This window comes from Streptomyces sp. NPDC048639, from assembly GCF_043199075.1.
Classification (GTDB): Bacteria; Actinomycetota; Actinomycetes; order Streptomycetales; family Streptomycetaceae; genus Streptomyces.
In genome coordinates, this window is sequence record NZ_JBICVP010000002.1 from 455,080 (window position 1) to 481,361 (window position 26,282).

26 protein-coding genes and 1 riboswitch are annotated in these 26,282 nt (G+C 72.0%); of the genes, 4 read left to right on the forward strand and 22 right to left on the reverse strand.

Annotated features, from left to right (window positions below; all coding sequences use genetic code 11):
* Positions 1–10 precede the first annotated feature (10 nt).
* From ACGFNH_RS06380 to ribD, 8 genes are all read right to left on the reverse strand, one after another.
* On the reverse strand, positions 11–484 hold the full coding sequence (locus ACGFNH_RS06380) for a PH domain-containing protein (RefSeq protein ID WP_393651881.1): 474 nt from the start codon (positions 482–484) through the stop codon (positions 11–13).
* Between the two features lie 41 nt (positions 485–525).
* The gene (hisG, locus tag ACGFNH_RS06385) at positions 526–1,374 is read right to left on the reverse strand and encodes an ATP phosphoribosyltransferase (RefSeq protein ID WP_393651882.1); all 849 of its coding nucleotides are present in this window, start codon (positions 1,372–1,374) and stop codon (positions 526–528) included.
* Positions 1,375–1,447: 73 nt separating this feature from the next.
* A complete protein-coding gene (locus tag ACGFNH_RS06390) occupies positions 1,448–1,720 on the reverse strand; it encodes a phosphoribosyl-ATP diphosphatase (RefSeq protein ID WP_360854301.1) in 273 nt (90 codons plus the stop codon).
* A gap of 104 nt (positions 1,721–1,824) precedes the next feature.
* Positions 1,825–2,310 (reverse strand): 6,7-dimethyl-8-ribityllumazine synthase, encoded by a 486-nt coding sequence (gene ribH, locus ACGFNH_RS06395; RefSeq protein WP_393651883.1) that lies wholly within the window; start codon positions 2,308–2,310, stop codon positions 1,825–1,827.
* Between the two features lie 89 nt (positions 2,311–2,399).
* On the reverse strand, positions 2,400–3,758 hold the full coding sequence (locus ACGFNH_RS06400) for a bifunctional 3,4-dihydroxy-2-butanone-4-phosphate synthase/GTP cyclohydrolase II (RefSeq protein ID WP_393651884.1): 1,359 nt from the start codon (positions 3,756–3,758) through the stop codon (positions 2,400–2,402).
* Positions 3,755–4,402 carry a nicotinamide riboside transporter PnuC gene (locus tag ACGFNH_RS06405; RefSeq protein WP_393651885.1) on the reverse strand — a complete coding sequence of 216 codons (648 nt, stop codon included), beginning with the start codon at positions 4,400–4,402 and terminating at the stop codon, positions 3,755–3,757. Before ACGFNH_RS06405 ends, ACGFNH_RS06400 begins: the two co-directional genes overlap by 4 nt.
* Complete coding sequence (locus tag ACGFNH_RS06410) at positions 4,399–5,049, reverse strand: riboflavin synthase (protein ID WP_393651886.1); 651 nt, start codon at positions 5,047–5,049, stop codon at positions 4,399–4,401. Before ACGFNH_RS06410 ends, ACGFNH_RS06405 begins: the two co-directional genes overlap by 4 nt.
* Position 5,050: 1 nt before the next feature.
* On the reverse strand, positions 5,051–6,160 hold the full coding sequence (gene ribD / locus ACGFNH_RS06415) for a bifunctional diaminohydroxyphosphoribosylaminopyrimidine deaminase/5-amino-6-(5-phosphoribosylamino)uracil reductase RibD (protein WP_393652229.1): 1,110 nt from the start codon (positions 6,158–6,160) through the stop codon (positions 5,051–5,053).
* A gap of 180 nt (positions 6,161–6,340) precedes the next feature.
* A riboswitch (FMN riboswitch) is annotated at positions 6,341–6,471 on the reverse strand.
* A 634-nt stretch (positions 6,472–7,105) separates the two neighbouring features.
* On the opposite strand from ribD, the gene ACGFNH_RS06420 reads away from it, so the two are divergent.
* Positions 7,106–7,408, forward strand: coding sequence for a hypothetical protein (locus ACGFNH_RS06420; RefSeq protein WP_393651887.1), 303 nt, complete (start codon positions 7,106–7,108; stop codon positions 7,406–7,408).
* Between the two features lie 267 nt (positions 7,409–7,675).
* Here the strand turns inward: ACGFNH_RS06420 and ACGFNH_RS06425 are convergent, their stop codons facing one another.
* A complete protein-coding gene (locus ACGFNH_RS06425; protein ID WP_393651888.1) occupies positions 7,676–8,989 on the reverse strand; it encodes an ROK family transcriptional regulator in 1,314 nt (437 codons plus the stop codon).
* A 97-nt stretch (positions 8,990–9,086) separates the two neighbouring features.
* Between ACGFNH_RS06425 and ACGFNH_RS06430 the strand changes: the two genes are divergently transcribed.
* Positions 9,087–10,364: an MFS transporter gene (locus tag ACGFNH_RS06430; protein ID WP_393651889.1), complete on the forward strand. Its 1,278-nt coding sequence runs from the start codon at positions 9,087–9,089 to the stop codon at positions 10,362–10,364.
* Here ACGFNH_RS06430 and ACGFNH_RS06435 read toward each other — a convergent pair.
* A complete protein-coding gene (locus tag ACGFNH_RS06435; protein WP_393651890.1) occupies positions 10,361–10,651 on the reverse strand; it encodes a hypothetical protein in 291 nt (96 codons plus the stop codon). The genes ACGFNH_RS06430 and ACGFNH_RS06435 overlap by 4 nt on opposite strands.
* Positions 10,652–10,807: 156 nt before the next feature.
* Here ACGFNH_RS06435 and ACGFNH_RS06440 point away from each other — a divergent pair, with 156 nt between their 5' ends.
* Complete coding sequence (locus ACGFNH_RS06440; protein WP_393651891.1) at positions 10,808–11,500, forward strand: DUF5995 family protein; 693 nt, start codon at positions 10,808–10,810, stop codon at positions 11,498–11,500.
* A 55-nt stretch (positions 11,501–11,555) separates the two neighbouring features.
* Here ACGFNH_RS06440 and ACGFNH_RS06445 read toward each other — a convergent pair whose 3' ends face one another.
* The 12 genes from ACGFNH_RS06445 to ACGFNH_RS06500 form a co-directional block, all read right to left on the reverse strand.
* Positions 11,556–12,041 (reverse strand): phospholipase, encoded by a 486-nt coding sequence (locus ACGFNH_RS06445; RefSeq protein ID WP_393651892.1) that lies wholly within the window; start codon positions 12,039–12,041, stop codon positions 11,556–11,558.
* A 241-nt stretch (positions 12,042–12,282) separates the two neighbouring features.
* Positions 12,283–13,986: a flavin monoamine oxidase family protein gene (locus tag ACGFNH_RS06450; protein WP_393651893.1), complete on the reverse strand. Its 1,704-nt coding sequence runs from the start codon at positions 13,984–13,986 to the stop codon at positions 12,283–12,285.
* A 57-nt stretch (positions 13,987–14,043) separates the two neighbouring features.
* Entirely contained in the window at positions 14,044–14,850 is an 807-nt protein-coding gene (locus ACGFNH_RS06455; protein WP_393651894.1) for a carbon-nitrogen hydrolase family protein, read from the reverse strand.
* Positions 14,851–15,237: 387 nt separating this feature from the next.
* A complete protein-coding gene (locus ACGFNH_RS06460) occupies positions 15,238–15,636 on the reverse strand; it encodes a DUF742 domain-containing protein (RefSeq protein ID WP_393651895.1) in 399 nt (132 codons plus the stop codon).
* Positions 15,633–16,064 (reverse strand): roadblock/LC7 domain-containing protein, encoded by a 432-nt coding sequence (locus ACGFNH_RS06465; RefSeq protein ID WP_393651896.1) that lies wholly within the window; start codon positions 16,062–16,064, stop codon positions 15,633–15,635. The genes ACGFNH_RS06460 and ACGFNH_RS06465 overlap by 4 nt, the downstream gene beginning before the upstream one ends.
* A complete protein-coding gene (locus ACGFNH_RS06470) occupies positions 16,039–18,510 on the reverse strand; it encodes a nitrate- and nitrite sensing domain-containing protein (RefSeq protein WP_393651897.1) in 2,472 nt (823 codons plus the stop codon). The genes ACGFNH_RS06465 and ACGFNH_RS06470 overlap by 26 nt, the downstream gene beginning before the upstream one ends.
* A 107-nt stretch (positions 18,511–18,617) precedes the next feature.
* Positions 18,618–19,382, reverse strand: coding sequence for a DedA family protein (locus tag ACGFNH_RS06475; protein ID WP_393651898.1), 765 nt, complete (start codon positions 19,380–19,382; stop codon positions 18,618–18,620).
* A 299-nt stretch (positions 19,383–19,681) separates the two neighbouring features.
* Positions 19,682–20,137 (reverse strand): Lrp/AsnC family transcriptional regulator, encoded by a 456-nt coding sequence (locus ACGFNH_RS06480; protein WP_365263859.1) that lies wholly within the window; start codon positions 20,135–20,137, stop codon positions 19,682–19,684.
* 10 nt (positions 20,138–20,147) lie between these two features.
* On the reverse strand, positions 20,148–21,644 hold the full coding sequence (locus ACGFNH_RS06485) for an amino acid permease (RefSeq protein ID WP_393651899.1): 1,497 nt from the start codon (positions 21,642–21,644) through the stop codon (positions 20,148–20,150).
* A 681-nt stretch (positions 21,645–22,325) separates the two neighbouring features.
* Positions 22,326–22,871, reverse strand: a complete 546-nt coding sequence (locus ACGFNH_RS06490; RefSeq protein WP_393651900.1) for a hypothetical protein — start codon at positions 22,869–22,871, stop codon at positions 22,326–22,328.
* A gap of 87 nt (positions 22,872–22,958) precedes the next feature.
* Positions 22,959–24,017 carry an SRPBCC family protein gene (locus ACGFNH_RS06495; protein WP_393651901.1) on the reverse strand — a complete coding sequence of 353 codons (1,059 nt, stop codon included), beginning with the start codon at positions 24,015–24,017 and terminating at the stop codon, positions 22,959–22,961.
* 18 nt (positions 24,018–24,035) lie between these two features.
* On the reverse strand, positions 24,036–24,857 hold the full coding sequence (locus tag ACGFNH_RS06500; protein ID WP_393651902.1) for a hypothetical protein: 822 nt from the start codon (positions 24,855–24,857) through the stop codon (positions 24,036–24,038).
* 227 nt (positions 24,858–25,084) lie between these two features.
* Here ACGFNH_RS06500 and ACGFNH_RS06505 point away from each other — a divergent pair, with 227 nt between their 5' ends.
* A complete protein-coding gene (locus ACGFNH_RS06505; protein WP_393651903.1) occupies positions 25,085–26,173 on the forward strand; it encodes a Ppx/GppA family phosphatase in 1,089 nt (362 codons plus the stop codon).
* The last annotated feature ends 109 nt before the right edge of the window (positions 26,174–26,282 follow it).

The window sequence follows — 26,282 nt, forward strand, 5'->3', positions numbered from 1 at the left end:
TGTTCCTGTCTCACACCGTGGACTCCCCCGTACCGTACGCCTCCGCAAGGGCACGCAGCGTACGGGCGTCGCGCACCGCCTGGTCCCTGGCGATGCCCGGCTGGATGCCCATCGCGGCCAGGCTCGTGCCGTCGGCCAGGTCGAGAAGGACCCAGGGGTCGCCGGGCCGGAGGTTCACCCGGAGCACCTCCGCCCATTCCAGGCGGCGCCGGGTCGTGAGATTGACGACGGTGACGCCTCCGGAGTCGGCCACCACCTTGGGCCGGCTGAGCAGCAGCAGGACCAGGAAGAACAGCAGTCCGGTGAAGACGAAGCTCAGCCGCTCCCCCGGGCTCAGCGCCGGCAGCAGCACAGCGATCACCACGAGGACGGCCAGGAGCGCGGCGCCGACGGTCAGCAGGACGACCCGGGTGCGCGTCGGCCGGAAGGTGACGGGCAGTTCGGGGAGGGCGGGGGACTCGGACTGGGGCACGGGCGTGGTCACGTTTCGGCCGGATCTCGGAGGGGTGGGCGGGTGGGGCCGGATCAGAGGCGGCAGGCGTGGATGCCGGTGGTGAGGATGGCGCGGGCGCCCAGGTCGTAGAGCTCGTCCATGATCCGCTGGGCGTCCCGGGACGGGACCATCGAGCGGACGGCGACCCAGCCCTCGTGGTGCAGCGGGGAGACCGTGGGCGACTCCAGGCCGGGGGTGAGCGCGACGGCCCGCTCGACGTGCTCCACGCGGATGTCGTAGTCCATCATCACGTAGCGCCTGGCCACCAGGACGCCCTGCATGCGCCGGAGGAACTGCTGGATCTTGGGGTCCTCGACGCCCTCGCCGGTACGCCGGATGACGACGGCCTCGGACTTCAGGATCGGCTCGCCGATGATGTCGAGGCCGGCGTTGCGCAGCGTCGTGCCGGTCTCGACGACATCGGCGATGATCTCGGCGACACCGAGCTGGATGGCGGTCTCCACCGCGCCGTCCAGGCGGACGACCGAGGCTTCGACGCCGTTGTCGGCGAGGTGGCGGGTGACCAGGCCGGCGAAGGAGGTCGCGACGGTCATGCCGCCGAAGTCCTTCACGTCCTTCGCGGTGCCGGGCCGGGTCGCGTAGCGGAAGGTGGAGCCGGCGAAGCCGAGCTGCATGATCTCCTCCGCGTCGGCGCCGGAGTCCAGCAGCAGGTCGCGGCCGGTGATGCCGATGTCGAGCCGGCCGGAGCCGACGTAGACGGCGATGTCGCGGGGGCGGAGGAAGAAGAACTCCACCTCGTTCTCGGCGTCGACCAGGACCAGTTCGCGACGGTCCTTGCGCTGCTTGTACCCCGCCTCATGGAGCATCGCCGACGCAGGGTCGGACAAGGAACCCTTGTTGGGGACGGCGATGCGCAGCATGGGGTTGTTCTTCCTTCGTGTGGGAGCGGGTTGATGCGGACGTCGGCCGCTACGGGCAGGGCGCCGGGAAGCCTCAGAGGTGAGCGTATACATCGTCGAGGGAGATGCCCCGGGCCACCATCATCACCTGAAGGTGGTACAGCAGCTGGGAGATCTCCTCGGCGGTACGGTCGGCGCCCTCGTACTCGGCGGCCATCCACACCTCGGCGGCTTCCTCGACGACCTTCTTCCCGATGGTGTGCACGCCCTTCCCGACCAGCTCGGCGGTACGGGACGTGCTGGGGTCGCCGGTGGCGGCCTTGTGCTGGAGCTCGGCGAAGAGCTCCTCGAAAGTCTTGTTCGCCATGGTGGCCCTAGCCTACGGGGTCCGGCGGGGCGCTCTTCGCCCGGGCGCTCGGCACCGGGTGTTCGGCCCGGGCGGCGTGGGCACTCCGCCGGTCCCCGGGACGGTCACCGCCAGGGCTCGGACACCGAACGCAGCAGGGCGGCGGTGGCCACGGCGGCGGTGACGGCCTCGTCCCCCTTGTCCTCCGACGAGCCCTCGATGCCCGCCCGGTCGAGTGCCTGCTCCTCGGTGTCGCAGGTCAGCACGCCGAACCCGACGGGGACGCCGGTGTCGACCGTGACCTGCGTGAGTCCCTGGGTGACGCCCTGGCAGACGTACTCGAAGTGCGGGGTGCCGCCGCGGATGACGACGCCGAGCGCCACGATCGCGTCGTAGCCGCGGCCGGCGAGGACCTTGGCGACGACCGGCAGTTCGAAGCTGCCGGGGACGCGCAGCAGGGTCGGCTCGTCGATGCCCAGCTCGTGCAGTTTGCGCAGGGCGCCGTCGACGAGGCCCTCCATGACCTTTTCGTGCCACTGCGCCGCGATGACCGCGACCCGCAGGTCCCGGCAGTTCTTCACGGTCAGTTCGGGGGCGCCCTTGCCGCTCACGTCTCTCCTCGGTGGATCCGGTGCTGTTGGTGCTGTCGTGGGTGTCGTTGCTGTCGTTCGGGTGCCGTCGGCCCGGTGGCGGTACGGCCCTACTGGTTGCCGCAGGCCGAGAGCTGCTCGGTGTCCAGCCACGGCAGTTCGTGTCCCATGCGGTCCCGCTTGGTGCGCAGATAGCGGAGGTTGTGCTCGCCCGCCTGGACGGGCGTGGGCTCGCGTCCGGTGACCCGCAGGCCGTGGCGCAGCAGGGCCTCGCTCTTCTCCGGGTTGTTGGTGATCAGCCGCAGGCTGCGCACCCCGAGGTCGGCCAGCATCCGGGCTCCGGCGGCGTAGTCCCGCGCATCGGCGGGCAGGCCGAGTTCGAGGTTGGCGTCGAGGGTGTCCCGGCCCCGCTCCTGCAGTTCGTACGCGCGCAGCTTGGACAGCAGGCCGATGCCGCGGCCCTCGTGCCCGCGCAGATAGATCACCACGCCCCGGCCCTCCTCGGTCACCCGGGCCAGGGACGCCTGGAGCTGCGGGCCGCAGTCGCAGCGCTGCGAGCCGAAGATGTCGCCGGTCAGGCACTCGGAGTGGACCCGGACCAGGACGTCCTCGCCGTCGCCGATCTCGCCCTGGACGAGGGCGATGTGCTCGACGCCGTCGGCGGTGGAGCGGTAGCCGTACGCCCGGAAGTCGCCGAAGGCAGTGGGCAGCCGGGTCTCGGCCTCGCGCCGGACCACGGGATCGGCTTCGCCCTCCGGCCCGGCCTCGGGCGGGGCGACGGTCTCGGCCTCGGGCCGGGCGGCCTGCTCGGCGCCCTTCCGGTACGCGATGAGCTCCTCGATGGAGATGATCGCCAGCCCGTGCTTGCGGGCGAAGGGGATCAGCTCGGGAAGCCGCATCATCGTGCCGTCCTCGGCCGCGATCTCGACGATCGCGGCGGCCGGGCGCAGGCCCGCCAGGCGCGCGAGGTCGACACCGGCCTCGGTATGGCCGTTGCGTTCGAGCACACCGCCGGGCCGGGCGCGCAGCGGGAAGATGTGGCCGGGGCGCACGAAGTCGCCCGCCGTGCTGGTGCCGTCCGCCAGCAGGCGGAGGGTGGTGGCCCGGTCGGCGGCCGAGATGCCGGTGCTGACGCCGTGCGCGGGGGACGCGTCGACGGAGACGGTGAAGGCCGTCCGCATGGACTCGGTGTTGTCCTGGACCATCTGGGGCAGGTCGAGGCGGTCGAGTTCGGTTCCCTCCATGGGCGCGCAGATCAGGCCGCGGCACTCACTCATCATGAAGGCGACGATCTCGGGGGTGGCCTTCTCGGCCGCGATGATGAGGTCGCCCTCGTTCTCGCGGTTCTCGTCGTCCACGACGACGACGGGCCGCCCGGCGGCGATCTCGGCGATCGCAAGGCCGACGGGGTCGAGCCGCAGCTCGTCCTCCTGGCCGTCGACGCCGTACCAACTCTGCAGTGCGGTCATGCCGCTGCTCCTTCCAAGGCGGGCCCGGCACTTCGCGTGCGCAGCCACCAGTCGCGCATCCCCCACAGAACGAGGACGAAGTACACGACGTAGACGAGACCGGAGAAGACGAGGCCGCTGCTGAACGCGAGCGGGACGCCGACGAGGTCGACCAGGATCCAGGCGAACCAGAACTCCACGAGGCCGCGCGCCTGGGCGACCATCGCGGCGAGGGTGCCGACGAAGATGTAGGCGTCGGGCCAGGGGTTCCAGGACAGTTCGGGTACAGCGGTGAACAGACCGCCGACGGCCAGCGTGCCCGCCGCCGTGGCACCGGCGAGGATGCCGCGCTCGCGCCAGGTGGCGAAGCGTACGGCGATCTCGCCGTCCTGGCCGCGGCGGCCGCGCCGCCACTGGTTCCAGCCCCAGACCGCGACGCCGATGACCAGGAGCTGCTTGCCGACGCCACCGCTGAGTTGCGCCGATGCATAGGCGGCGACGAGGACGACTCCGGCCAGGAGCTGGGCGGGCCAGGTCCAGATGGACCGTCGCCAGCCGAGCCCGAGGGCGATCAGGCCGACGGTGTTGCCGATCATGTCCGACCGGATCACCTGCTGGCCGAAGATGTCGAAGGCGGGGCCGTTCAGCCAGTCGAGAGCGCTCACTTGACGCCCTCCGGTCCGGTACGACCCTCGCGGTCCTCCGTACGGCCCGGCTCCCCGCCGCCCCCGGCGAGCATCCGCTCGACGTACTTGGCGATGACGTCGACCTCGAGGTTGACCGGGTCGCCGGGCTGCTTGATGCCGAGAGTGGTGAGAGCGAGCGTGGTCGGGATCAAGCTGACGGTGAAGAAGTCGGGGCCGGCGTCGACGACCGTGAGGCTGATGCCGTCGACGGTGATGGAGCCCTTCTCCACCACGTACCGGTTCAGGTGCTCAGGCAGGGACACCTTCACGATCTCCCAGTGCTCGGCGCTCTTGCGCTCGACCACCGCCCCCGTGCCGTCGACATGGCCCTGGACGAGATGGCCGCCGAGGCGCCCACCGAGGGCCATGGGGCGTTCGAGGTTGACGCGGGAGCCGGGGGCGAGGGCGCCGAGGCTGGAGCGGCTGAGGGTCTCGGCCATGACGTCGGCGGTGAACTCGCCGCTCTGGATGTCGACGACGGTGAGGCAGACGCCGTTGACGGCGATCGAGTCCCCGTGCTTGGCGTCCTCGGTGACGACGGGGCCGCGCAGCCGGAAGCGGCTCGCGTCTCCGAGGTCCTCCACGGCGACGACCTCACCCAGTTCTTCGACGATTCCGGTGAACACGTCAGCTCTCCTCGGGAGATGGGGCGGTGATGGGGGTGGGTACGGCGGTGATGCGCAGGTCGGGGCCAATGCGGACCGTCTCGCTCACATCCAGCCGCAACGCCTCCCCGATGGTGGTGATTCCGGCGTCGGCGAGGGCGGCGGACCCGGCGCCGAGCAGGGCGGGGGCGAGATAGGCGACGACCCGGTCGACCGCGCCCGCGGCGACGAAGGCCCCGGCGAGCGTCGGCCCGCCCTCCAGCAGCACGGAGCGGACATCGCGGTCGTGCAGCGCCTGGAGGAGCGCGGGGATGCTCAGACCGCGGCGGCCCAGCGGCGCGCGCGGCAGCCGTACGACCGGGGCGAGGCCCTCCAGGTGCTCCGCGTCCGCGTCCTCGGCGACGGCGATGAGCGTCGGAGCCGTACCGTCCAGGACCCGGGCGCCCGGCTTGACGACCCCGGCGTTGCTGTCGACCACGACGCGCAGCGGCTGGGTGACCTCGGACTCCAGCAGGCCCGACTCGCGGACACGGGCGCCGAGTTGGGGATCGTCGGTACGGGCGGTGCCCGAGCCGACGACGATCGCGTCCGCCTGGGCGCGGAGCCGGTGCACATCGGCGCGGGACTCGGGCGAGGTGATCCAGCGGCTGGTGCCGTCGGCCGCGGCGATGCGGCCGTCGAGGGTGGCGGCGTACTTCCAGAGCACGAAGGGGCGACCGCGCCGTACGGAGGTGAGCCAGGCGATGTTGCCCGCCTCGGCCTCTTCCGCGAGCAGCCCGCTCTCGACGTCCACCCCGGCCGCGGCGAGCGTGGCGGCGCCGCCGGTGGCGGCCGGGTTGGGGTCGGCCACGGCATGGACGACGCGCGCGATCCCGGAGTCGACGAGAGCCTGGGCGCAGGGGCCCGTACGACCGGTGTGGTTGCAGGGTTCGAGGGTGACGACCGCGGTCCCGCCGCGGGCCCGCTCCCCTGCCTCGCGCAGCGCCTCGATCTCCGCGTGCGGTCCGCCCGCGCGGTGGTGCCAGCCGGCGCCGGCGGTCTGCCCGGAGGCGTCGAGGATCACGCACCCGACGACCGGGTTGGGGCTGGTGGATCCGAGACCGCGCGCGGCGAGCGCGATGGCACGGCGCATGGCGTCGGCTTCGGCCGCTGAGGGGGCCACCGGGTCCTCCTGCCTCTTCGGGCACGGACTCCGGGGCTGTCGAGAAGACAGATGACGGAACAAGACAACGGGGACGCCGAGGCCGATTCGACGGACTGCCCGCGAAAGACGGACGGACCGCCAGGACGGCGGCGCACCGGTGCTTGCCCGCCGCGCACTGCCTCCCATCCGGACTTTAACCGTCGGTCCAGGAATTTCACCTGGTCAACCGGCCGCTGGATGCGGACGGGTCGCGGACTGTAACCGCCGGTTCGGACTTTCACCGACCCCGGAGTGCGCTTGCGTCACTGGTACGGGTCCAGTCTGCCACGCCCACGATGCGACCATGCGGCCGATCTCTGTGGCTTGCCTCACAGCATGCAGTTCCGGTGTCACTGCCGGCGAGACCGGGACGGCCGGAGCCGAGGCCGGGCAGTCTCGTCGCCCGGGCGGTCACGTCGCTGCCGTTGCCCACGCCGCGACCGCCGGGCACCCGCTGAGGGCGGAGCAACTGGCGCAGCGGCGAACACGGGGGCACCGCATGAGACACCGGGCTACAGGCGCCACACGTTGCACACCCGGACAGCTCCGCACCCCGGCTGGCGACCGGCCCGGCCCGCCAGGGTGGTGAGTGCCGACTCCCGCGCACCGCAAGGGCGGCTTCGCGACGCGGACTGCCGGCTTCCTCGGCGTTCGGCAGCCCGCGCGCCCGGCGGCCCGGTGGCCAGGTGGCCAGGTGAAGCTGCGGCACGCGGCCATGACACCCGACCAACTCCGGCGCGGAACACGGTCGTTGTCCGGTCGAGGAGCGGGGATCAGCGCCAACGGCCCGCTGCAGCAGGGCCGACACCCCGTTCAGTGATCGCTTACCGGGCCGAGGCACAGTGGATCTTGTAAGTGATCACGCTGGACCTCGAGAACGACAGGGAGAGCAGCATGCCCTCAATCCACTTGAAGACCCTCAAGTGCATCGAGCAGGAGGACTGGACTTTCCATGACGACGTCCTGCTCAAGGTGAACGGCGAAACCGTGCTGTTCACTTCGATGGACGAAGGCGAGAAGAACTCCATCGACCAGTACATATCGTTCGGGGAGAAAGCTGTCGTCAAGCTCTACGAGGCCGACTACGGGGGCGACGACAACGACTTCCTGGGCGCGCACACCGTCAGGAGGGGCAGCGGCGTCCTCCATTTCACCCGTGATGACGCCAACTACCAGCTGACCTACGCGGTGAGCTAGGCGCCCGGCGACGGTGGGGGCCGGGCAGCTGCCCGGCCCCCACCGTTGTGCAAGGTGACGCACCTGGGGCTGCCGCGGACGCGCCCCGCCGGTGCGGGGCGGTGGCCCCCGTCCCCGCGACCGCCCGTCGCCCGGTCAACGGGCCTGCCCACCCGCGCAGTTCGGTGAGACCGCTCCATATGTCGGCGAGACAGGACAACGAGCCCCTGTCGGCCGGCCGGTCCGCTCACCCGTGAGGCATTCCGGCACCTCACAGGCGCCATGTCGTCAGTTGCCCGTCGGGGTGAAGAGCGCGTCCTGGGCCGCGTCCATCGCGGTGAGCACCGCGCCACGGAGGACCGCCGTGCCGCCCGCCGTGGCCGGGCGGATGTCCGTCGGCAGCGGGGACAGCCGTGCGAGGCGTTCGGCGACGCGGCCGGCGAGGGCGTCTCCGCCCGCATGCCCCGTCTCGCCACCGAGCACGATGCAGCCCGGGTCCAGGACCGCCGTCACCGCGGCGGCACCCAGCGCGATGCGGTCGGCCACCGCGTCGAGGAACGCCTCGCCCCGCTCCCCCGCGGCGAGCGCGTACCGCATTGCCGCCTCCGCCGCCGACGCGTCGTCCACCGCGGGCAGTTCGCCGGGCTCGCCAACCGTGGACGGCGCGCGTTCCGCACCTGTTCCCCTCGATCCCTCCGCACCGTCCGTACCGTCCGCTCCGGCGGAGTCCGTCCAGGCGCCGAGGCCGTGTTCTCGTGCCAGCGCGCAGACCGCGTGACTCGCGGCGAGGGCGTGGAAGCCGCCGTCGCAGCCGGTTGCCGAGGGCGGCCCGGACGTGCCGGGTACGGGCAGGAAGCCGAGTTCGCCCGTACCGCCCGAGGCTCCGCGCCGCAGGCGTCCGTCGAGCACCACGGCCGCGCCGACGCCGTGGCCCAGCCACAGCAGGACGAACGTGTCGCGGTCGTGGGCCGCGCCCCCGCGCTGCTCGGCGACGGCGGCGAGGTTGACCTCGTTCTCCAGGAGCACCGGAACCCCGAGCTTCCGGCGCAGTTCGGCGACGAGTTCGCCGTGCCAGGCAGGCAGGGCGCCTGTGGGCCGGAGCGCTCCGGTGGCGGGGTCGACGAGGCCGGGGGCGCCGACGCCGATGGTGTGGAGCGCGGCGGTCCCTGCCTGTTCCGCCGTACGTTCGAGCAGCGCGACCGCGCTTCCGACGGCGCGCGTGGCGTCCGCGTCGGGGTCGATCGGCAGCGATGCCTCGGCCAGCGGCCGCCCGAGCAGATCGGCGACCGAGACGGTCACCCCGTGCCGGCGGACATCGACGCCCGCCAGATGGGCGCGGTCGGCGACGATCCCGTACAACCGCGCGTTGGGGCCTCGGCGTTCCGCGCCGGCCTCGCCCACGACCGAGATCAGGCCCGCGCCCTGAAGGCGTTCGACGAGGTCGGCGACGGTGGGCCGGGACAGTCCCGTCAGCGTCTTGAGCTGGCCGGCGGTGAGCGGGCCTTCCGTCTGGAGCAGGCGCAGGGCGAGCCGGTCGTTGATGGCCCGGGCGGTACTGGGCGATGCGGTACGGCCGGCCGGGTGCACGCGTGTCGGTGTCACGCCCGGATCCTCTCAGATGGGCGCCTATCTATCAGGCAGGGTTCCTGATAATTTACGGGTTTGACGCGGCCGGGGCACTTCGGGGAGGACTGGCTCTATGGACAGCAGCGGCGCGATGGGCGGACCGGCCCGCCGGGACGCGGTTCCCGCCGAGCGGCTGCGCCGGGCACGCATCGCCGTCGCCACGGTCTTCGCCGTGCACGGCGCCGTCACCGGCAGCTTCGCCACCCGGATCCCCTGGATCCAGGAGCACGCCGGGCTCAGCGCGGGCCAGCTCGGACTCGCCCTTGCCTTCCCCGCGATCGGCGCGTCCATCGCCATGCCGCTGGCCGGACGGATCAGCCACCGCTTCGGCGCCCGGGCCGCCCTGCGCGGGCTGATCGCGCTGTGGACCGCCGCCCTCGCGCTGCCCGCCCTCGCCACCGGCCTCCCCTCCCTCTGTGCGGCCCTCTTCGTCTTCGGCGTCACCTCGGGGATGTCGGACGTCGCCATGAACGCCTTGGGCGTCGAGATCGAGGAGCGCCTCGGGCGCTCGATCATGTCCGGACTGCACGGCATGTGGAGCACCGGTGCGCTCATCGGCTCCGCGGCGGGGACCCTCGCAGCCCACGCCGACGTGGACGCCCGTATGCATCTGGCTCTCGCCGCGGCCGTCCTCACCACCATCGGTGTGGCCGCCTGCCGGGGCGTACTGGACCTGCGCAGCGATCCGGACGAGCATCCGCCGCCGCACTTCGCCCTGCCGCCCAAGTCGGCCCTGATCATCGGCGCGGTCGGCTTCTGCGCGGTCTTCGCCGAGGGCGCGAGCCTGGACTGGTCGGCGGTCTATCTGCGCGACGCGCTCGGTACGTCGGCCGGGCTCGCCGCGGCCTCCACCACCGCCTTCGCCTGCACGATGGCCGTGGCGCGGCTGGTGGGCGACGCCGTGGTGGAACGGTTCGGGCCGGTCCGTACCGTGCGGGCGGGCGGGTTCTTCGCGACGGCGGGCGGTGCCCTGGTCGTCGCGGCGGTCCACCCTGCGATGGCCCTGGGTGGGTTCGCGCTCATCGGTCTGGGCGTGGCGGTCGTGGTGCCGCTGGCGTTCGCGGCCGCGGGGCGCAGCGGCCCGGCGCCGAGCCAGTCGATCGCGGGCGTCGCCACCATCACGTACACCTCGGGCCTCATCGCGCCGTCCGCCATGGGGTCGATCGCCGACGCGACGTCGCTGACGGTGTCGTTCGGCCTGGTGACGGTGCTGGCGTTCGGACTCGTGGTGGGTGCGGGTGTGCTCCGGTCCGCGGGGCGCGGTGCGCACGCCGTGGCGGCGCATGACACCGACCGGGCGGGACCGAAGAGCTCACAGGCGGCCGGGCCCGGGAGCGCTGACCGGGGCTAGCCCGGTTTTCCGACGGGCCCCTGGCCGGGTTCGGCCTCCTCCGGCCCGTCGGTCCGACCCGGTTCGGTACGGTCGGCGGATTCCGCGTCGGGGGGCGACGACGGCTCCGCGGGGGTGCCCGCGCGCAGCGAGCACTCCGGGTTCTCGCACGGACCCGGCTCCCACACCGGGACGTAGGCGCCGAACACCTTGCGCCGCCGTCTCGCCACCGTCTGGACCGGACTCTTGCACGCGCGGCAGGAGAACCTGGCGGAACTCCAGCCCTTGTGGTCCTCCACGCTTCCCATATGTCCACGGTAGGCGCGGCATGGGCGCTTTACCAGGTACGTGCGCACATGCGGGCCGGCGGCCGTACGCCGGTTCCGGTACGCCCCGTTACGCCGTTCCGGTCATCCGTGCCGGTGGGGACGTTCGTCGGCGAAGTGCCCTGCCACTCTGGGCACATGACGACGACTCGGCAGCCGTGCGCGGTGGCGGCGGACCTGCACGGCGTGGCGGAGCGCATGCGCGCGCTCGACGCGCAGTTGCCCGCCCACGACGGGGTCGCGATCTTCAACCGGGTCTATCTTGCGGTCACCGAGGAGATCACCCGGCGGGGTGCCGCGGGCTTCTTCCGGGACCCCTCGTCCGCCGCGGTGCTCGCGGCGGGCTTCGCCGGCCGCTATCTGCGGGCCGTGGAAGCCGCCGCGGCCGGGGAGCGGGCACCGGCCTGCTGGCGTCCGCTGTTCCAGCAGCGCCGCCACCCCGGGGTGAGCCCGGTGCAGTTCGCGCTCGCCGGGATCAACGCGCACGTCGGTCACGATCTGGCGCTGGCCGTGGTGGACACCTGCGCGAGCCTGGCATGCCGGCCTGCCGCATTGGAGACGGACTTCGAGCGCGTGGGCGATGTTCTGGCCGCGTTGGAGGAGCGCATCCGCGAGGACCTGATGCCGGGCCCGGATCTGCTGGACGTCGCCGATCCGCTGACCCACCTGGCGGGGTCGTGGAGCCTGGACAGGGCGCGGGACGCCGCGTGGGCGGCGTCCCGCGTGCTGTGGGGTCTGCGGCATACGGACGGTCTGTACGGGGAGTTCGCGGAGCGGCTCGACGAGGGGGTCGGTCTCGTCGGGCGTTTTCTGCTCACCCCGCTGGGCTGATCGACTTCACCGGGTTGCGCGGCCCGCTGGGCCGATCACCCGCCTCGGCACGCGCTCACCCCACCGGGGCGGCGGTCTCCCGGCCGAAGATCTTGACGGCCTGGTAGTACGTCCACGCCGTGCTGTTGCAGGCGGTCCTGGTCGCGCCGCTGTAGCCGTTGCAGACGCGTTTGAGGTCCTCGTAGAAGGCGCTGTCGATGCGGTCCTTGTTGGCCTCGAAGGCGCCCATCGCCTTGTAGTTGCGGTAGCCGAAGTCGTGCCGCGCGCAGGACATCTGGAACGGGAAGCCGAAGGGGTTGTCGGGGGACGAGGAGCAGTAGTCGGTGGACCAGTCGAAGCCGTACGCGGACCAGTCGGACTGGCTGGCCCGCGCGGCGGCCCAGGAGTTGTAGCTGCCGGCGCTGGTCTGGGTCCAGTTCGCCAGGACTTGGGGCTTGTCCGCCGGTGCGGCAGGGGCGGCCGTGGCGGACGAGGCGGTGGCGGCGACGGAGAGCAGGGCGAGGACAGATGCGGCAAAGCCGGTGGAGAGTCTGCGGTGCATCCCACACCTCCAGGGTGTCTGCGACCCGCCCGTCGGGCCGCAGGTTCATGACAAGATGATTGACAACTCAACGGCACTTTCACACCTCAAGCACCCCAATGCCTCATGAACTCCTGGACAGGGCAGGACATATCGGGACATGGAGACGGGCCGACGCCGTGCTCGTCGCACGGCGTCGGCCCGCAGTCGATTCCGCAGCCCCGGAGCGTGACGACCGGTCGTCACCCCCCATGACACCCGGTCAGTCCTCCGGAAGCTCCACCGGCGCGATGGACTCGTAGACATCCCCCGGCCCGGGGTTGGCCGCGTCCGTCGCCCCGCCGAAGTGGTGCATCACGCCCCACACCGCGTTCAGCGCCGTCGCCACCGCCCCCTCGGCCCACCCCGCGGTCCACGAGATGTCGTCGCCCGCCAGGAAGATGCCCCGCTTGTCCTCGGGGAGCCGGTCCTGCATGAAGTGGGTGAACAGACGGCGCTGGTACCGGTAGTGGCCCGGCAGGTTCGCCTTGAACGCCCCCATGAAGTACGGCTCGTTCTCCCAGGAGACGGTGACCGGGTTGCCGATGACGTGCTTGCGGATGTCGACCTTCGGATAGATCTCCGACAGCGACTTCAGCATGACCTCCATCCGCTCGCCCGCGTTCAGCGGCAGCCACTTCAGGCTGTCGTCGCACCACGTGTACGAGAGGCAGATGACGGCGGGCCGGTCCGGCCCGTTGTCCAGGAGGTACGTGCCGCGGGTCATCCGGTCGGTGAGCGTCATGCTCATCACGTCCCGGCCGGTGTCCTCGTCCTTGTCCAGCCAGAAGGGCCGGTCCACGGGCACGAACAGCTTGGACGACTCCATGTAGTGGGTGCGCTCCATCGCCGTCCAGTGGTCGATGGGGAACAGCGCGTCGTCACAATCGATCTTGCTGAGCAGCATCCAGCTCTGCGCGGTGAAGACCGCCGCCTGATACGTCCGTATGTCACCACCCGCGTCCGTGACCGTGACGCGGTTGCCCGCGGTGCGGTGCAGCCGGGTCACGGCCGGACGCGGATCGCCCCCGTGCAGCGAGGACAGCGAGGTGCCGTAAGGCCAGTGGACGATCTTCTGCGGCTCGCGATCCCAGAGGCGGAGCGGCAGTTGCTGGCTGCCGCCGACGATGCCGCGGTGGTCGTCGTCCGCGCCCGTGTAGACGACGCGGAGGATCTCCAGGATGGAGTTGGGGAAATCGGTGTCCCAGCCGCCGGTGCCGAATCCCACCTGGCCGAAGATCTCGCGGTGACGGAAGGAGGAGAAGGCCGCGGAGTCGCAGAGGAAGCCGTAGAAGGTCTGGTTGTCCAGCTTCTCCACCAGCCGGGACCAGATCTCCCGGACCTTACGCACATCGCGCTCGCGCAGGGCGCGCTGCATGGAGGAGAAGTCGGCGCCCTCCTCGAGACAGGCGTTCCAGGCGTTCATGACCTGGGTGTAGACCTCGGGGAGGTCCTCGACCGTACGGGCGTAGTGGGACTCGCCCTTGAGGTCGACGACGGTGGACGGGGTGTCCGGGGCCAGCGGGTTGGGGAAGGGGCGTGTCTCCAGTCCGACCATGTCGACGTAGTGCTGGAAGGCGGTGGAGGACGGCGGGAAGCGCATCGCGCCCATTTCCGCGGTCAGTTCGGGATCGCAGCCCTCGAAACCGACCGTACGCAGTCGGCCGCCGATCCGGTCGGCCTCGTAGACGACGGGCTTGAGGCCCATCTTCATCAGCTCGTACGCGGCGATGATGCCGGACAGGCCGCCGCCGATGACCGCGACCTCGGTGCCGTGCTCGGTCGCGGGCACGGAGCCGAGACCCGCCGGGTGGGCGAGGTAGTCGTCGTAGGCGTACGGGAAGTCCGGGCCGAACATGGTGACCGGCGGCTGCTCCTGCGCCGCGGCGTGCTGTTCGTCGTGGACTGCGGTGGGCACGGACGTCATGGGCGTGAGCTTTCCTAGCGGGGGTTCGGGCGGTGCGGGGTGAGCACGGCGCGGGGCTCAGTCGTGGACGAGCGAGCCGTAGAGTCCGGGCCTGCGGTCACCGAGGTAGGTGTTCTCGGCGCGGGATGCCTTGAGGAAGCCGGGGTCGACATCGGCGTGGATCAGGTCCTCGCCGGACCCGGCACGGGCGCGTGCGGTCCCGTCCGGCGCGGCGAGGCAGCTCAGCCCGGCGAAGTCGAAATCGCCTTCCGGGCCGCAGCGGTTGGCGTACGCGATGTAGAGCTGGCTCTCCCAGGCGCGGGCGGGGAGGACGGTGTGCGCCACGATCTCGTACGGGCGCATGAGGGCGGTCGGGACCAGCAGCAGTTCGGTGCCGGCCAGGGCGTGCGCCCGTACGGTCTCGGGGAACTCGACGTCGTAGCAGATCAGCAGGCCGAGCCGGACGCCGTCGAGGTCCGCCTGGACGACGGGCTCGTCGCCGGGCGTGAACCAGGCCGTCTCGAAGGCCCCGAAGAGGTGCGTCTTGCGGTAGTTCGCGAGGCGGTCGCCGCCGGGGCCGATGAGTTGGACGGAGTTGTGGAGGGCGCCGCCGTCGCGCTCGGGGTAGCCGTACGCGATGGCCAGGCCGTGCGCGGCGGCGATCTCCGCGACGCGGCGCGCGCCGGGTCCGTCGGCGGGCTCGGCGAGTTCGGGCAGCGCGTCGCCGACGGCGTAGCCCGTCAGATACAGCTCGGAGGTGAGCAGCAGCCGGGCGCCGGCGCGGGCGGCCCGGCGGGCGGCGGAGTCGAGCGCGGCCAGGCTGTCCCCGGTGGAGCAGGGGACGCCGCCGGGGCCCTGGAGCAGCGCGGTGCGCAGCGGCGTCATGGGACCTCTTCGCGGGGTGAGCAGGGGTGGACCGGGTGGGCAGGCAGGGTGCGCCGCGGGACGGGCGCAGGGGTGAGCCGCGGACGGACTCGGGGAGACGTCACGACGGTACGTTTCGCGACGACGGGCGGACAAGGCGCGTCCATTGCCATCGACGAGCGATGTGTTGCGCGCTTCCCGGACATTGCGGCGAATCGTTGTGCGGGGACGCGTGGTGGCGTACGGGCGGGTGCGCGGGGCAGGGGTGGCGGCCGGAGACGTCAGAGGTCGTGCAGGTCAGACGTCTTGGAGGTCGGAGACCGTAGAGGTCGGAGACCGTGGGGTCAGAGATCGTGGAGGGTCGGAGGCCGTGGGGTCAGAGATCGTGGAGGGTCGGAGGCCGTGGGGTCAGAGATCGTGGAGACGTTCCAGGACCTCGCGCAGCAGGGCGGGGTCGGGACGCCCGGTGGCGGGCGGCGGGTCTCCGATGTGCACGAGCCCGGCGTCGACCAGGTCGCCCAGCACGACCCGTACGACGGTGAGCGGCAGGTCCGCGGCGGCGGCGAGTTCGGCGAGCGCGCGGGGGCCGCGGCGGATCAGGGCGAGCAGGGAGGCCCGCGCATGGTCGAGCCGCGGGCCGGCGCGCTCGGCCTCCGGTCCCCCGTCCGCGGCCGACACCCACGCCGTCAGGTCGAAGGCGTGCTCCGCGGCGGGCCGGGTACGGCCACGGGTCACGGTGTACGGACGGACCATCGGCCCGGCCTCCCCCTCGTACCAGACCTCCCCCTCGCCGTCCGGACGCGTCATCCGTCAGCGGTCTCGGATCCCGCGCGCGGCGGTGCGGCCAGGTGCCGCCCCACGCGCTTGACGAGCAGCGACATCTCGTAGCCGAGCTGGCCCGTGTCCGTCTCGGCGCCGGCCAGGACGGCCAGGCGGCTGCCTCTGCCGGCCGGGGTGACGAAGAGGTAGGCGTCGTCGAGCATGATCATCGTCTGGCGCACACCACCGGCCGCGAAACGGTCCGCCAGCCCCAGGGCGAGGCTGTGGAACCCGGAACTGACCGCGGCGAGATGGTCGATGTCCTCGGCGCTCAACCCCTCGGAGGCGCTCGTCGGGAGCCCGTCCGCGGACAGCAGCACAGCCTGCCGTACGTGCTCGGTGCGGGCGACCAGGTCGTCCAGCAGCCAGTCGAGTCCGCCGTCCCGGCGTTCAGTGCCCCGGTCGTCGCGTGTCATCGTCCGCCCCCTCGGTGGTGTTCGATCGGGATCCCTGGGTACCGGGCCGCTCCTCGGGCTCGCTGTCGCGCCCGCGTTCCACGCCTCGCTGGAACGCCCCGAAGATCACGCTCATCCGCTCGGGTGTCACCTCGCGGCCCGCGGCGTCCGGCTCCTGGCGTCCCGGCGTGGTCGACCGTCTGCCTCGCACCGACGCCGGAGCCGGAGCCCCGGACGACCGGCCTCCGGAGCCGGTTCCGGTGGATCCGACGGCGCGGAGCTGCGGCGCGAGATGGCTCTGCCGTACGCGGCGCGGCAGGACGGCGGGATCGTCGAAACCGCCGGGACCATCGAGTCCGCCGGGACCGTCCAGGCCGCCGAGGCCGGCCGGATCGTCGAGGCCGTCGTGGTCTCCGGTGCCGTCGAGACCGCCCGCGGGCCGCATGGACGTCACCGGCCCCGCGGCCACGGAGGCGGGAACGGCGAACGAGGGGCTCTCGGGGTCCGCGGTGGCCTCGGCCTCCGCGGTCTCCTCCACGTTCATGACCGCGATCTCCGGCAGGTCCTCCAGAATCGCGCCGGGCAGCACGACGACGGCCGTGGTCCCGCCGTAGGGGGACCGGGTCAGCGAGACGTCGATCCGGTGGCGCCCGGCGAGGCGCCCGACGACGTACAGGCCGAGACGCTCGGTCAGCGCCGGGTCGAAGTCGCCCTCCCGGGCGAGGGTCCGGTTGGCCTCGTCCAGGGCGGCCGGGTCCATGCCGAGACCCCGGTCGTCGATCTGCAGCACACAGCCGCGCCGGGTCTTCTCCAGCCGCATGGTGACGGGGGTGTGGGGTGGCGAGAACACCGTTGCGTTCTCGACGAGTTCGGCGATCAGATGCACGACGTCGGCGACGGCCTCGCCCTTGACGCCCACGGCGGGCATCGGCGGCACGTCGACGCGCGCGTACTCCTCGATCTCCCCCACCGCCGAGCCCACGACGTCGACCACGGGCACGGGCTTGCGCCAGCGGCGGCCCGGGGCGGAGCCGGAGAGGATGATCAGGCCTTCGGCGTGGCGCCGCATCCGTGTCGTCAGATGGTCGATCCGGAACAGGTCCTCCAGGACGTCCGGGTCGGCGGTGCGCCGCTCCAGGGTGTCCACGAGCTTCAACTGACGGTGCACCAGCGCTTGGTTGCGGCGGGCGATGTTGAGCAGGACGGCGGACACGCCCCGGCGCAGACCGGCCTGCTCGACGGCCGCCTCGACCGCGGCCCGGTGCGCGGTGCCGAGCGCCCGCGAGACCTGACCGATCTCGTCCTGCGCCCCCGCGTCGCCGTCGTCGGGAAGCGGCGGGAGGACCGAGGCCGGGTCGACCCCGTCCCCGTGGCTCAACTTCTGTATGAGGTCCGGAAGCTGACGTGTGGCCAGATCCGCGGAGTCGCGCAGATCCTCCAGCCTGGCCGAGATCCGGCGTCCCGCGCGCACCGAGAGCACCACCGATCCGGCGACGGCCAGGAGGCCCAGGCCGCCCACCGCACCGGTGCGGATCAACTCGTCGCCGGCGAAGTCCCGTCCGCGCTCTGCTGAGTTCCCGGCGGCCTCGGTGCACAGCGCCATGTAGCGCCGCACCACCGCGTCCATCGTCGTGCGCCAGGAGTCGGCTGCGACCGCCTTCCCCGCGCCGCGCGCGCCCGCGGCCAGCAGAGCGTCCTCGCCGGTGGTCAGGTCCTCGTACGCACGACCGCGCTGGAACTCCTCGAACAGCGTGCGCGAGTCCTCGGGCAGGTCCGGCACATACGTCCGCTGGAAGACGCGCCGGTCCTCGATCGTGGCGACCAGCGACCGGAACTGCGCCGCATCGAACGATCCGGCGGCACGGGCCCCCGCCACGAGCGCGTCCTCGCGTGAGACGAACTCCCGCACCCGTACGAGTTCGACGACGGTCTGCGCCTCGCGCGCCAACTGCCCGGCCTGAAGGGCGGTCAGCGACGACTGGACGGCGAAGGTCGGCTCGACGACCGTCGTGTAGCCGTCGACGGCCCGGTCCCAGGAGATCCGACGGGACATCACCTGGTCGCGCAGCGCGGGCAGGCGGCCGCCGGCGGCCGCCATCGACCGCAGGGCCGCGCGCTGACGTCCGGTCAGCTCGTCCTGCCGATCCTGGCCGGACACGGCCGCGCGCATGCTCCGTACGGCACGGTCCGTCGCGCGGTGCTGCCGGGCCAGGGCGGTGCGGGCGGCGCTGCCGGGTGAGGCCAAGTACACGGCGGCCAGGCGCCGTTCGGTCTGGATCTGGCCGATGGCGGTGTCCACGGGCGTGCCGAAATGCTCGTACACCCCCTGCAGGCGCATGAGCGCCCTCAGGTCCCCGGTCATCGAGACCATCGCCGACGCCCAGAGGGCGAGCAGCGCGGCGATCGGGATCAGGGTCAGGGTGACGATCCGGGTACGGATGGTGGGACGGCCAGGACGCCTGCGCATGGTCTCCCCGGGCGCAGAGGGACAGGATGTCCCTGCACGCTAGCTGGCCTGACGCCGTTGGCTACTTGAAAGTAGAAAGTGATGACGCAGATCACTTCGCCCGCCGCTCACCGAACCGTGCACGGTGGGGAGTTGAGGCGATTCGTCCCATGAGGGCAGCGCCTGCGGTGAGGTTTCCCGCGGGGAGTCGGTCCGTGCGGACCGAGCCTGTGCGGATACGGGCTGGGTGGATACGGACTGTTGGATACGGACTGTGCGGACACGGCCTGTCCGGCCGGGGCCCACGGGATCACGACGCCTGGTGCATCGTCCCGCGAGGACACCTCCCGCCGGCGGGACGCCCGCTGCGCCGCGGCGGTCGCGGCGGCGACGGCCAGGGAGACCGCGGGCCCGATGGCGAGCGCGGATCCGCTGGTCGCGGCGACGAGCCCGCCGGCGTAACCGAGACCGACGGTGCAGGCGACGAAGATCAGCTCGGCGATGCCCGCCCCGATCAGATACCGGCGCGTGCCGAACGCGACCAGACCCGTGGTCAGCCCGCCCAGGAAACGCCCGCACGGCACGAAGCGCATCGCGATCACCGCCGGGATTCCGTGCCGCCCGACGCGGGCCGCCGCCCACTCCGTCACCGCGCGGCGCTTGGGGTGGCGCGCCACCCACGCGAGGACGCGGCCCCGCGCCCGGCTCCCGGCCCGGTACACGGCCAGATCGCCCGCCAGCGCCCCGGCGAGCGGGGCGAGCAGCACCGGGGAGAGGTCGAGCCGGCCCACCGCGGCGAGCGCTCCCGCCGTGGCCAGGACCGCGGAGTTGGGGATCAGCGGCAGGGCGGTGACGAGGGCCAGCGAGGCGTACATCCACAGTGCGGTGTCCACACCGCCCCCTGTTCCGTCGTCCGTTCATGTCGCTCGGCCGGCCCCCCACGCTCGCAGATGCGGAGCCGACGAAACAACGACCAGTGGGTGAGGGCCGGGGAAACTCACCGGTCCCGCGTGTTCACCCGGCCCGGCATGCCCGGCCGACCTGCCCGTCCACCTGGCCTGCCCGTCCACCTGGCCTGCCCGTCCACCTGGCCTGCCCGTCCACCTGGCCTGCCCGTCCACCTGGCTTGCCCGTCCACCTGGCTTGCCCGTTCACCTGCCCCGCAGCTCACGGCCCTGTGGCGCCGGTGCGGTCAGCCCGGGGCGCCCGAGCTGTAGCGGCGCAGCAGCGGAGAGAGGACCAGCACCGACTTGGTGCGCTCCACGAACGGCTCCCCCGCGATCCGCTCCAGCACCTGCTCGAAGTGGCGCATGTCGGACGCGAAGACCTGCACGATCGCGTCCGCGTCACCGGTCACGGTCGACGCGGACGCCACCTCCGGGTAGCGCGACAGCCCGCGGTGGATCGCCTCGGGAACGGTGTTGCGGCTGCAGTAGAGCTCGATGAACCCTTCCGTCTCCCAGCCCAGCGCGGCGGGGTCGACCCGTACGGTGAAACCGGTGATCGCCCCCTCCGCCCGCAGCCGGTCCACGCGCCGCTTCACGGCGGGCGCGGACAGGCCGACCTCGGCGCCGATGTCCGCATACGAGCGGCGGGCGTCCGCGGCGAGGGCGTGGACGATGCGTTCGTCGAGATCGTTCAGTCGCACTGCGGGTGGTTCACTTCTCTGCGGGTGCCTGAGCCGGTGCCGCCTCCAGACGGGAGCGGCGCATGCCGTACCCGAAGTAGACCACAAGGCCGACGGCCATCCAGACCCCGAAGACTGCCCAGGTGACGGCGTCGAGGCTGCCCATCATCCAGACACAGAACCCGAAGCCCACGGCCGGCAGGAGCGGGGAGAGCGGCACCCGGAACGTACGCGGCATCTCAGGCCGGGTTCTGCGCAGCACGACCACCGCGACGTTCACCAGGGCGAAGGCGAAGAGCGTGCCGATGCTGGTGGCGTCGGCCAGGCTGCCGAGCGGGACGGCGGCCGCGAGGACGCCGCAGAAGAGCGCGACGATCAGGGTGTTGGCGCGGGGGCTGCCGGTGCGCGGGTCGACCCTGGAGAAGACCTTCGGGACCAGGCCGTCGCGCGACATCGCGAACAGGATGCGGGTCTGGCCGTAGAGCACGGTGAGGATCACGCTCGCGATGGCGACGACGGCGCCCGCCGCGAGGAGTACGCCCCAGAAGCTCTGGCCGGTGACCTCTCTCATGATCCCGGCGAGGGCGGCTTCGGAGCCCTCGAAGCCCTTCCAGGGGTGTGCCCCGACGGCGACGGCTGCCACCAGCACGTAGAGCGCGGTCACGATGAGGAGCGAGAGCATGATCGCGCGCGGGAGGTCCCGCTTGGGGTCCTTGGCCTCCTCGCCCGCGGTGGAGGCGGCGTCGAAGCCGATGTACGAGAAGAAGAGCGTGGCTCCCGCGGCGCTCACCCCGGCCATGCCCAGCGGCATGAACGGCGTGTAGTTCCCGGCCCGTATGCCGGTGAAGGCCACGGTGCAGAACAGCAGCAGCGCACCGATCTTCACCGCGACCATGATCGTGTTGGCGCGGGCGCTCTCCCGGGCCCCGCCCAGGAGGAAGGCCATGGCCAGCATGACGACCAGCAGCGCGGGCAGGTTGAACAGGCCGCCCTCGCCGGGCGGCGCGGCCAGCGCGTCGGGGATCGTGACGCCGATGGTGCCGTCGAGCAGCTCGTTCAGATACTCGCCCCAGCCGACCGCGACGGCCGCGACCGAGACGCCGTACTCGAGGATCAGGCACCAGCCGCAGACCCAGGCGACGATCTCGCCCAGGGTGGCGTACGCGTACGAGTACGAGGAGCCGGAGACCGGGATGGTGCCGGCCAGCTCGGCGTAGGAGAGGGCGGAGAAGAGCGCCGTCAGCCCGGCGAGGACGAACGACAGCGTGACCGCGGGACCGGCGTCCGGGACCGCCTCGCCGAGCACGACGAAGATGCCGGTGCCCAGCGTGGCGCCGATGCTGATCATCGTCAGCTGCCACATGCCGAGGGAGCGCCGCAGCGAGCCGTTCTCACCGTGGCCGCCCTCGGCGACCAGCCGCTCGACCGGCTTGCGCCGCATCAGACGGGAACCGAAGCCGCCCGCGGGCGGCCGGGGGGACCGCGTCTCACCTTCCGCGGCCTCGGGGGCTGCGCCGTGCTCCACCACTGGGGGCTCCTCCATTGCTGCCGGTACTGCTACCGGTCTCCGGCGGGCGACCGGCGGCGGAACCCGGCAGGCATGGCAGAAAAGCCCGGGACGGGGACCGCCGAGCGGGCGGTCACCGCCACTCCACGTACAGCGCACGACACTACGAGCCGGGTGTGCGAGCCCGTAATGCACGAACCTTGCGCATCGGCGCGCAATCGTTGCGCGTAGGACGCGCAGCGCGGGAGATCGTTGCAGGTCACCGAGGGGATTGCCAAATTCGCTACGGGGCGTGGGGACGGAGGTGCGGGTACGGCGCCCGGGACGGGGAGGGCCCGGGTGGAGGCGATCCACGGGGCCGGGCGCTGCCTGTGAAGGGCCGTCCGGCGGTTCCGGGACCGCGGGGGTCGGACGGCGGGCCGGACCGCCGGGGACGGCTCCGTCGGACGGCGGGCCGGACGGCGCGGTCGAGGGCTGCGCGGGGACAGCCGTGCCTCCGGAAGCCGGACGGCGCTCGCGACGTCGCAGTGCCGCGGTCAAGGGCACACCGGACCAGGCGTCCGAGGATCCGCGCGGAAGGGCCTGGACCCGCGCGCGGCATCCGCGGCCGCTGCCGCTGCCGCTGCCCGTGCCCGTGCCCGTGCCCGTGCCTGTGCCCGTGCCCGTGAGACGAACGGAATGGCCGCGCCGACAAACGGGCCCCTACTGGGGCGCCGGCACACCCGGCGCGAAGGCGGCGGACGCCGCCCGGATGCGCAGCGACTCCAGGATTTCGATCTGATCGCGGGCGCGGTCCTTCAGCTCGTACAGCTCGTCCGGATCGAGGGGGGAGTCCGGGTCGGCTACGACCTCCAGGGCCCGCCAGAGCAGGTACTTGCCCTCGACGCCCAGCCGCAGCGTCTCCAGCTCGATGACCACGCCGAGGCCCGAGCTGCGCACCACCCGCCCGTTCGGCTTGAGGCGGGCGAACTTTTCGCCGATCCAGCCCCCGGCGATCTTGTAGCGGCGTACTGGCACCCCGAGCGCCTCCATGATCCCGAGCAGCGAGGCGCGGTCCCGCGCGATCTCCTGCGCGAGCCGCTCCAGTTCACCGCTGCCGAAGCCGCCGTGGTGCCGCTGGGCGATACGGCGGGAGAGTTCGACGCCCGCCGTGGAACCGGCCAGATGGTCGTTGAGGTAGATCCCGAGCGACTCGGGTGCTGCGCCCCTGGCCGCCTGGGTGGTCACGGAATGACGCGCTCTGCTCATGACTCCAGCGTGCACCGGGCGGGATGGGTCCGCATGCCGTGCTGGTTACGGGGGGGCGAGGGGCGCCGGTCGGAGCGGGAAGGCGGCTCACCGCTGCGCGGTCCGGGACCGCCGTCGGGGACGCTCGGGCTCCTCCTCGGGCTCCTCTTCCTCCGGCTCCTCGTCCTCCTCCTCGTACTCGTCCTCCGGCTCCTCGTCCTCCTCGTACTCGTCCTCCGCCTCTTCGTCCTCTTCGTACTCGTCCTCCGGCTCTTCCTCGTCGTCGTACGCGTCCTCGGGTTCCTCTTCCTCGTCCTCAGCGCTGCTGACGACTTCGCCTTCGTGGATCTCGCCGCGCCACCCCTCGACGTCCTCGGAGTTGAGGAAGGTGTCGGTCATGACATGACGGCGGAAGTGCTTGAGCTCCAGGCGCGCACGTCGGCCCTGCGCCCGCCACAGGTTCCCGGTCTGCTCGAAGAACCCCTGCGGGTGGTACTGCAGCACCAGCAGGATCCGCGTCAGATTGGGCGTCAGCTCATGGAAGGTGACCACACCGTCGACGTGGCCCTTCTCGGCCTTCGACTGCCAGACGATCATCTCGTCCGGAACCTGCTCCATGATCGTCGACTGCCACTTCCGATGGGACCAGAGGACCTGAGCCTTCCACTCCAGTTCGGCTTCCGACTCCTGCTCGACGCTCTCGACCTTCTTCATGAAAGCGGGGAAGTCCTCGAACTGCGTCCAATAGTCGTAGGCGGTCGAGACCGGGACGCCGACGTCGATCTGCTCGACGATATTGGTGACCTTGATCTTCTTGTCCTTGTCACCCCCGCCGCCCCCGCCGCCCCCGCCGACGGCACCGGACAGGGCCCCCTTGGCCTTCTCCTTCATCCCGGTCAGACCACTTCCGACCATCGCGCGCAGCGGTGACTTGCCCTCGGCCAGAGACTTTCCGCCCGTCAGCGCAGCCATCAGACCAGGCCCGCCGTCCGGCCCGATATCCGTCAACCGGTCGGTGACGCCGCCCACCTTGTCGCTGAGCGAGCCGATCGCCCTCTCACCGAGCGCGCCGAGAAGGTCCTGCACCTCCTGCCTCAGCCGGTCGGTGTGCAACTCCTGGCCCAGGGTGCCGTTTCCGTCCGAGCGGCCCTTCGACTGTTCAGCCATACGTCATCACCACCTCCATCACCCTCGGCTCCGCCCGGCCGAACCACCCGAGCCGCTGCTCTTCCGCGCGGCTCCCGAACGACCGCTTCCGGTCTCCTTCTTGGCTGTCTCCTTCTTGGCTGTCTCTTTCTTGGCGGTCGCCTTCTTGGCGGTCGCCTTCTTGGCGGTCGCCTTCTTGGCTGTCTCCTTGTTGGCTGTCTCCTTGTTGGCTGTCTCCTTGTTGGCTGTCTCCTTCTTGGCGGTACCGGACTGGGCGGTACCGGACTGGGCGGTGCCGGACTGGGCGGTGCCGGACTTGGCGGTGCCGGTCCGCCCGGTACCGGCCTTGCTCGTGCCGGTCCGCGGCGAGCCCGATCCGGTCCTGCCCGTACCGGGCCCGCTTCTGCCCGTACCGGTTCCGCTCGTCTTGCGCGAGGATTCCGCCTTCCCGCTCCCGGCCCCGGACGCCTTGCCCGTCGACCGCTTCCGCGTGGAGTCGCGGGCGTCCGTCCGCTCTTGTTGCTCGTCCTCCGGCTCGGCGGACTCGGCCTCTCCGTCGTCGGACGGTCCGCCGCGCAGCGACGATGTCCTGCGCTCGATCCGGTCGCTGAGTGCGTCGACCCGGTGGCCGACCGCGCCGGTGACCGCCGTTCTGCCCGCCTTGACGAGCCGGCCGCGCAGGTTCGCGGTGAGCTTGTCGCCCCCCGCCGATTTCACGAGCTCGCCGGCTTCACCGAGACCTCGGCTGCCCAGCCCCCGGCTCGCCGCAAGGGCGGCCAGCCCGAGAGCGACGCGCGCCTTGCGTGTGCGTCCGAGGACGTAGCCTCCGGCGATGGCGAGCGCCGTCTGGCCGTTGTTCATGATCGTCGTCCTCTCCGGTCTCGCTGTTGTCGCGTCACGGAGACCTGATGCGCGCAAGAGTTCATGACCCCCGCGAGGCATTGGAGGGGTCCAACACCATTTCCAGTATGGGGCATATACAACTTTTCACCAGAAATCAGAAAGCATCGTCACCGAGCGAGCCCGGTTCACATCAGGGAGTGAGCGGCAAGGGCTTGCTGCGCGGGTGTCACGGGTAGGCAGCCCCCATGCGACTCGGCGTGGTGGACGTGGGCTCGAACACGGTGCGGTTGATGGTCGCGGACGGCGAAGGGACCGTCCCCTTACCCGTGCACACCTCGAAACGCCGACTCCGGCTGGCCGAGCATCTCGACGACAGCGGCCGGATCGCCGGTGAGGCCGTGGCAGTGCTGGCCGACGCGGTGGCCGCGGCGCGGCACGAAGCCGAACGGTGGGGCGTGACGGCGCCGTTCGTCTTCGCCACGTCGGTGGTGCGTGACGCGCCCAACCGCCGGGAGGTCCTGGAGGCGGTGTTCCGTCGTACCGGAATGCCGCTGCGTCTCATGTCCGGTGGCACCGAGGCCGAGTTGACGTTCCTGGCCGCCCGCCGGTGGATGGGATGGCGGTCGGGGCCACTCGTGCTGCTCGACATCGGTGGGGGCTCGCTCGAAGTCGCCTTCGGGCGCAGCGGAATGCCGGACTTCGCGACCTCGCTGCCCCTGGGGGCGGGCCGGTTGACCCGGGAGCACTTCGGCCACCAGGATCCGCCCCGGCCCCCCGCGCTGAAGGCGCTCCGCCGACGCGTCCGCCATGAACTGCGGGACGTCGCGGCGCGGATACGGTGGGAGGGACCGCGTACGGGCGTGGCCACCTCGCGGACGTTCCAGCAGCTCGCCCGGCTCTGCGGTGCGGCCCCGGGACGGGAGGGCCCGTTCGTCCAACGCGGGCTCGCACGGAGGGACTTGCGCCCCGCCATCGACGCGCTGGCGGCGCTGCCCACGGCCGACCGGTCGAGCATGCCCGGCATCTCGCAGGCCCGCGCCGGGCAGTCGCTCGCCGGAGCCGTGGTCGCGCACACCACGATGAAGCTGATCGGGCTCGACCGCGTCGTCATCTCCCCCTGGGCGCTCCGCGAGGGGATCCTGCTCACCTACCTCGAGGGCGGCGAGGTCCCGTGGTGGATCCCGCCCGGCGAGGCGGGCCACGGCGAATCCGAGCCGGTCGCAGCGGACTCGCTCGACGACGCGCTCGACGCATCGCTCAACGGCACGCCGGACGGGGACGGGCGCTTCGGTGACGAGCGTGTTGTGGAGCGCGTCGCCGTCCGGACGGGCTGACCCGTACGACCGCGGAAGCGGTCGGCCGCACGCGACGTTGCCGCACGAGTCGGCCCCGCCCGGGACACGCCCGGGCGGGGCCGACTGCCGTTCGTCCCCTGCTGTTCCG

Excerpts from the sequence above, each read along its gene's own strand:
- ribD (WP_393652229.1), bottom strand. The coding sequence starts at position 6,160 with ATGCGCCGTGCCATCGCGCTCGCCGCGCGCGGTCTCGGATCCACCAGC.
- ACGFNH_RS06470 (WP_393651897.1), bottom strand. The coding sequence starts at position 18,510 with ATGCGCAGGCGTCCTGGCCGTCCCACCATCCGTACCCGGATCGTCACC.
- ACGFNH_RS06490 (WP_393651900.1), bottom strand. The coding sequence starts at position 22,871 with ATGAGCAGAGCGCGTCATTCCGTGACCACCCAGGCGGCCAGGGGCGCA.
- ACGFNH_RS06430 (WP_393651889.1), top strand. The coding sequence starts at position 9,087 with ATGGACAGCAGCGGCGCGATGGGCGGACCGGCCCGCCGGGACGCGGTT.
- ACGFNH_RS06390 (WP_360854301.1), bottom strand. The coding sequence starts at position 1,720 with ATGGCGAACAAGACTTTCGAGGAGCTCTTCGCCGAGCTCCAGCACAAG.
- ACGFNH_RS06440 (WP_393651891.1), top strand. The coding sequence starts at position 10,808 with ATGACGACGACTCGGCAGCCGTGCGCGGTGGCGGCGGACCTGCACGGC.
- ACGFNH_RS06420 (WP_393651887.1), top strand. The coding sequence starts at position 7,106 with ATGCCCTCAATCCACTTGAAGACCCTCAAGTGCATCGAGCAGGAGGAC.
- ACGFNH_RS06505 (WP_393651903.1), top strand. The coding sequence starts at position 25,085 with ATGCGACTCGGCGTGGTGGACGTGGGCTCGAACACGGTGCGGTTGATG.
- hisG (WP_393651882.1), bottom strand. The coding sequence starts at position 1,374 with ATGCTGCGCATCGCCGTCCCCAACAAGGGTTCCTTGTCCGACCCTGCG.
- ACGFNH_RS06500 (WP_393651902.1), bottom strand. The coding sequence starts at position 24,857 with ATGAACAACGGCCAGACGGCGCTCGCCATCGCCGGAGGCTACGTCCTC.
- ACGFNH_RS06400 (WP_393651884.1), bottom strand. The coding sequence starts at position 3,758 with ATGACCGCACTGCAGAGTTGGTACGGCGTCGACGGCCAGGAGGACGAG.
- ACGFNH_RS06445 (WP_393651892.1), bottom strand. The coding sequence starts at position 12,041 with ATGCACCGCAGACTCTCCACCGGCTTTGCCGCATCTGTCCTCGCCCTG.
- ACGFNH_RS06435 (WP_393651890.1), bottom strand. The coding sequence starts at position 10,651 with ATGGGAAGCGTGGAGGACCACAAGGGCTGGAGTTCCGCCAGGTTCTCC.
- ACGFNH_RS06455 (WP_393651894.1), bottom strand. The coding sequence starts at position 14,850 with ATGACGCCGCTGCGCACCGCGCTGCTCCAGGGCCCCGGCGGCGTCCCC.
- ACGFNH_RS06495 (WP_393651901.1), bottom strand. The coding sequence starts at position 24,017 with ATGGCTGAACAGTCGAAGGGCCGCTCGGACGGAAACGGCACCCTGGGC.
- ACGFNH_RS06465 (WP_393651896.1), bottom strand. The coding sequence starts at position 16,064 with ATGACACGCGACGACCGGGGCACTGAACGCCGGGACGGCGGACTCGAC.
- ACGFNH_RS06450 (WP_393651893.1), bottom strand. The coding sequence starts at position 13,986 with ATGACGTCCGTGCCCACCGCAGTCCACGACGAACAGCACGCCGCGGCG.
- ACGFNH_RS06460 (WP_393651895.1), bottom strand. The coding sequence starts at position 15,636 with ATGACGCGTCCGGACGGCGAGGGGGAGGTCTGGTACGAGGGGGAGGCC.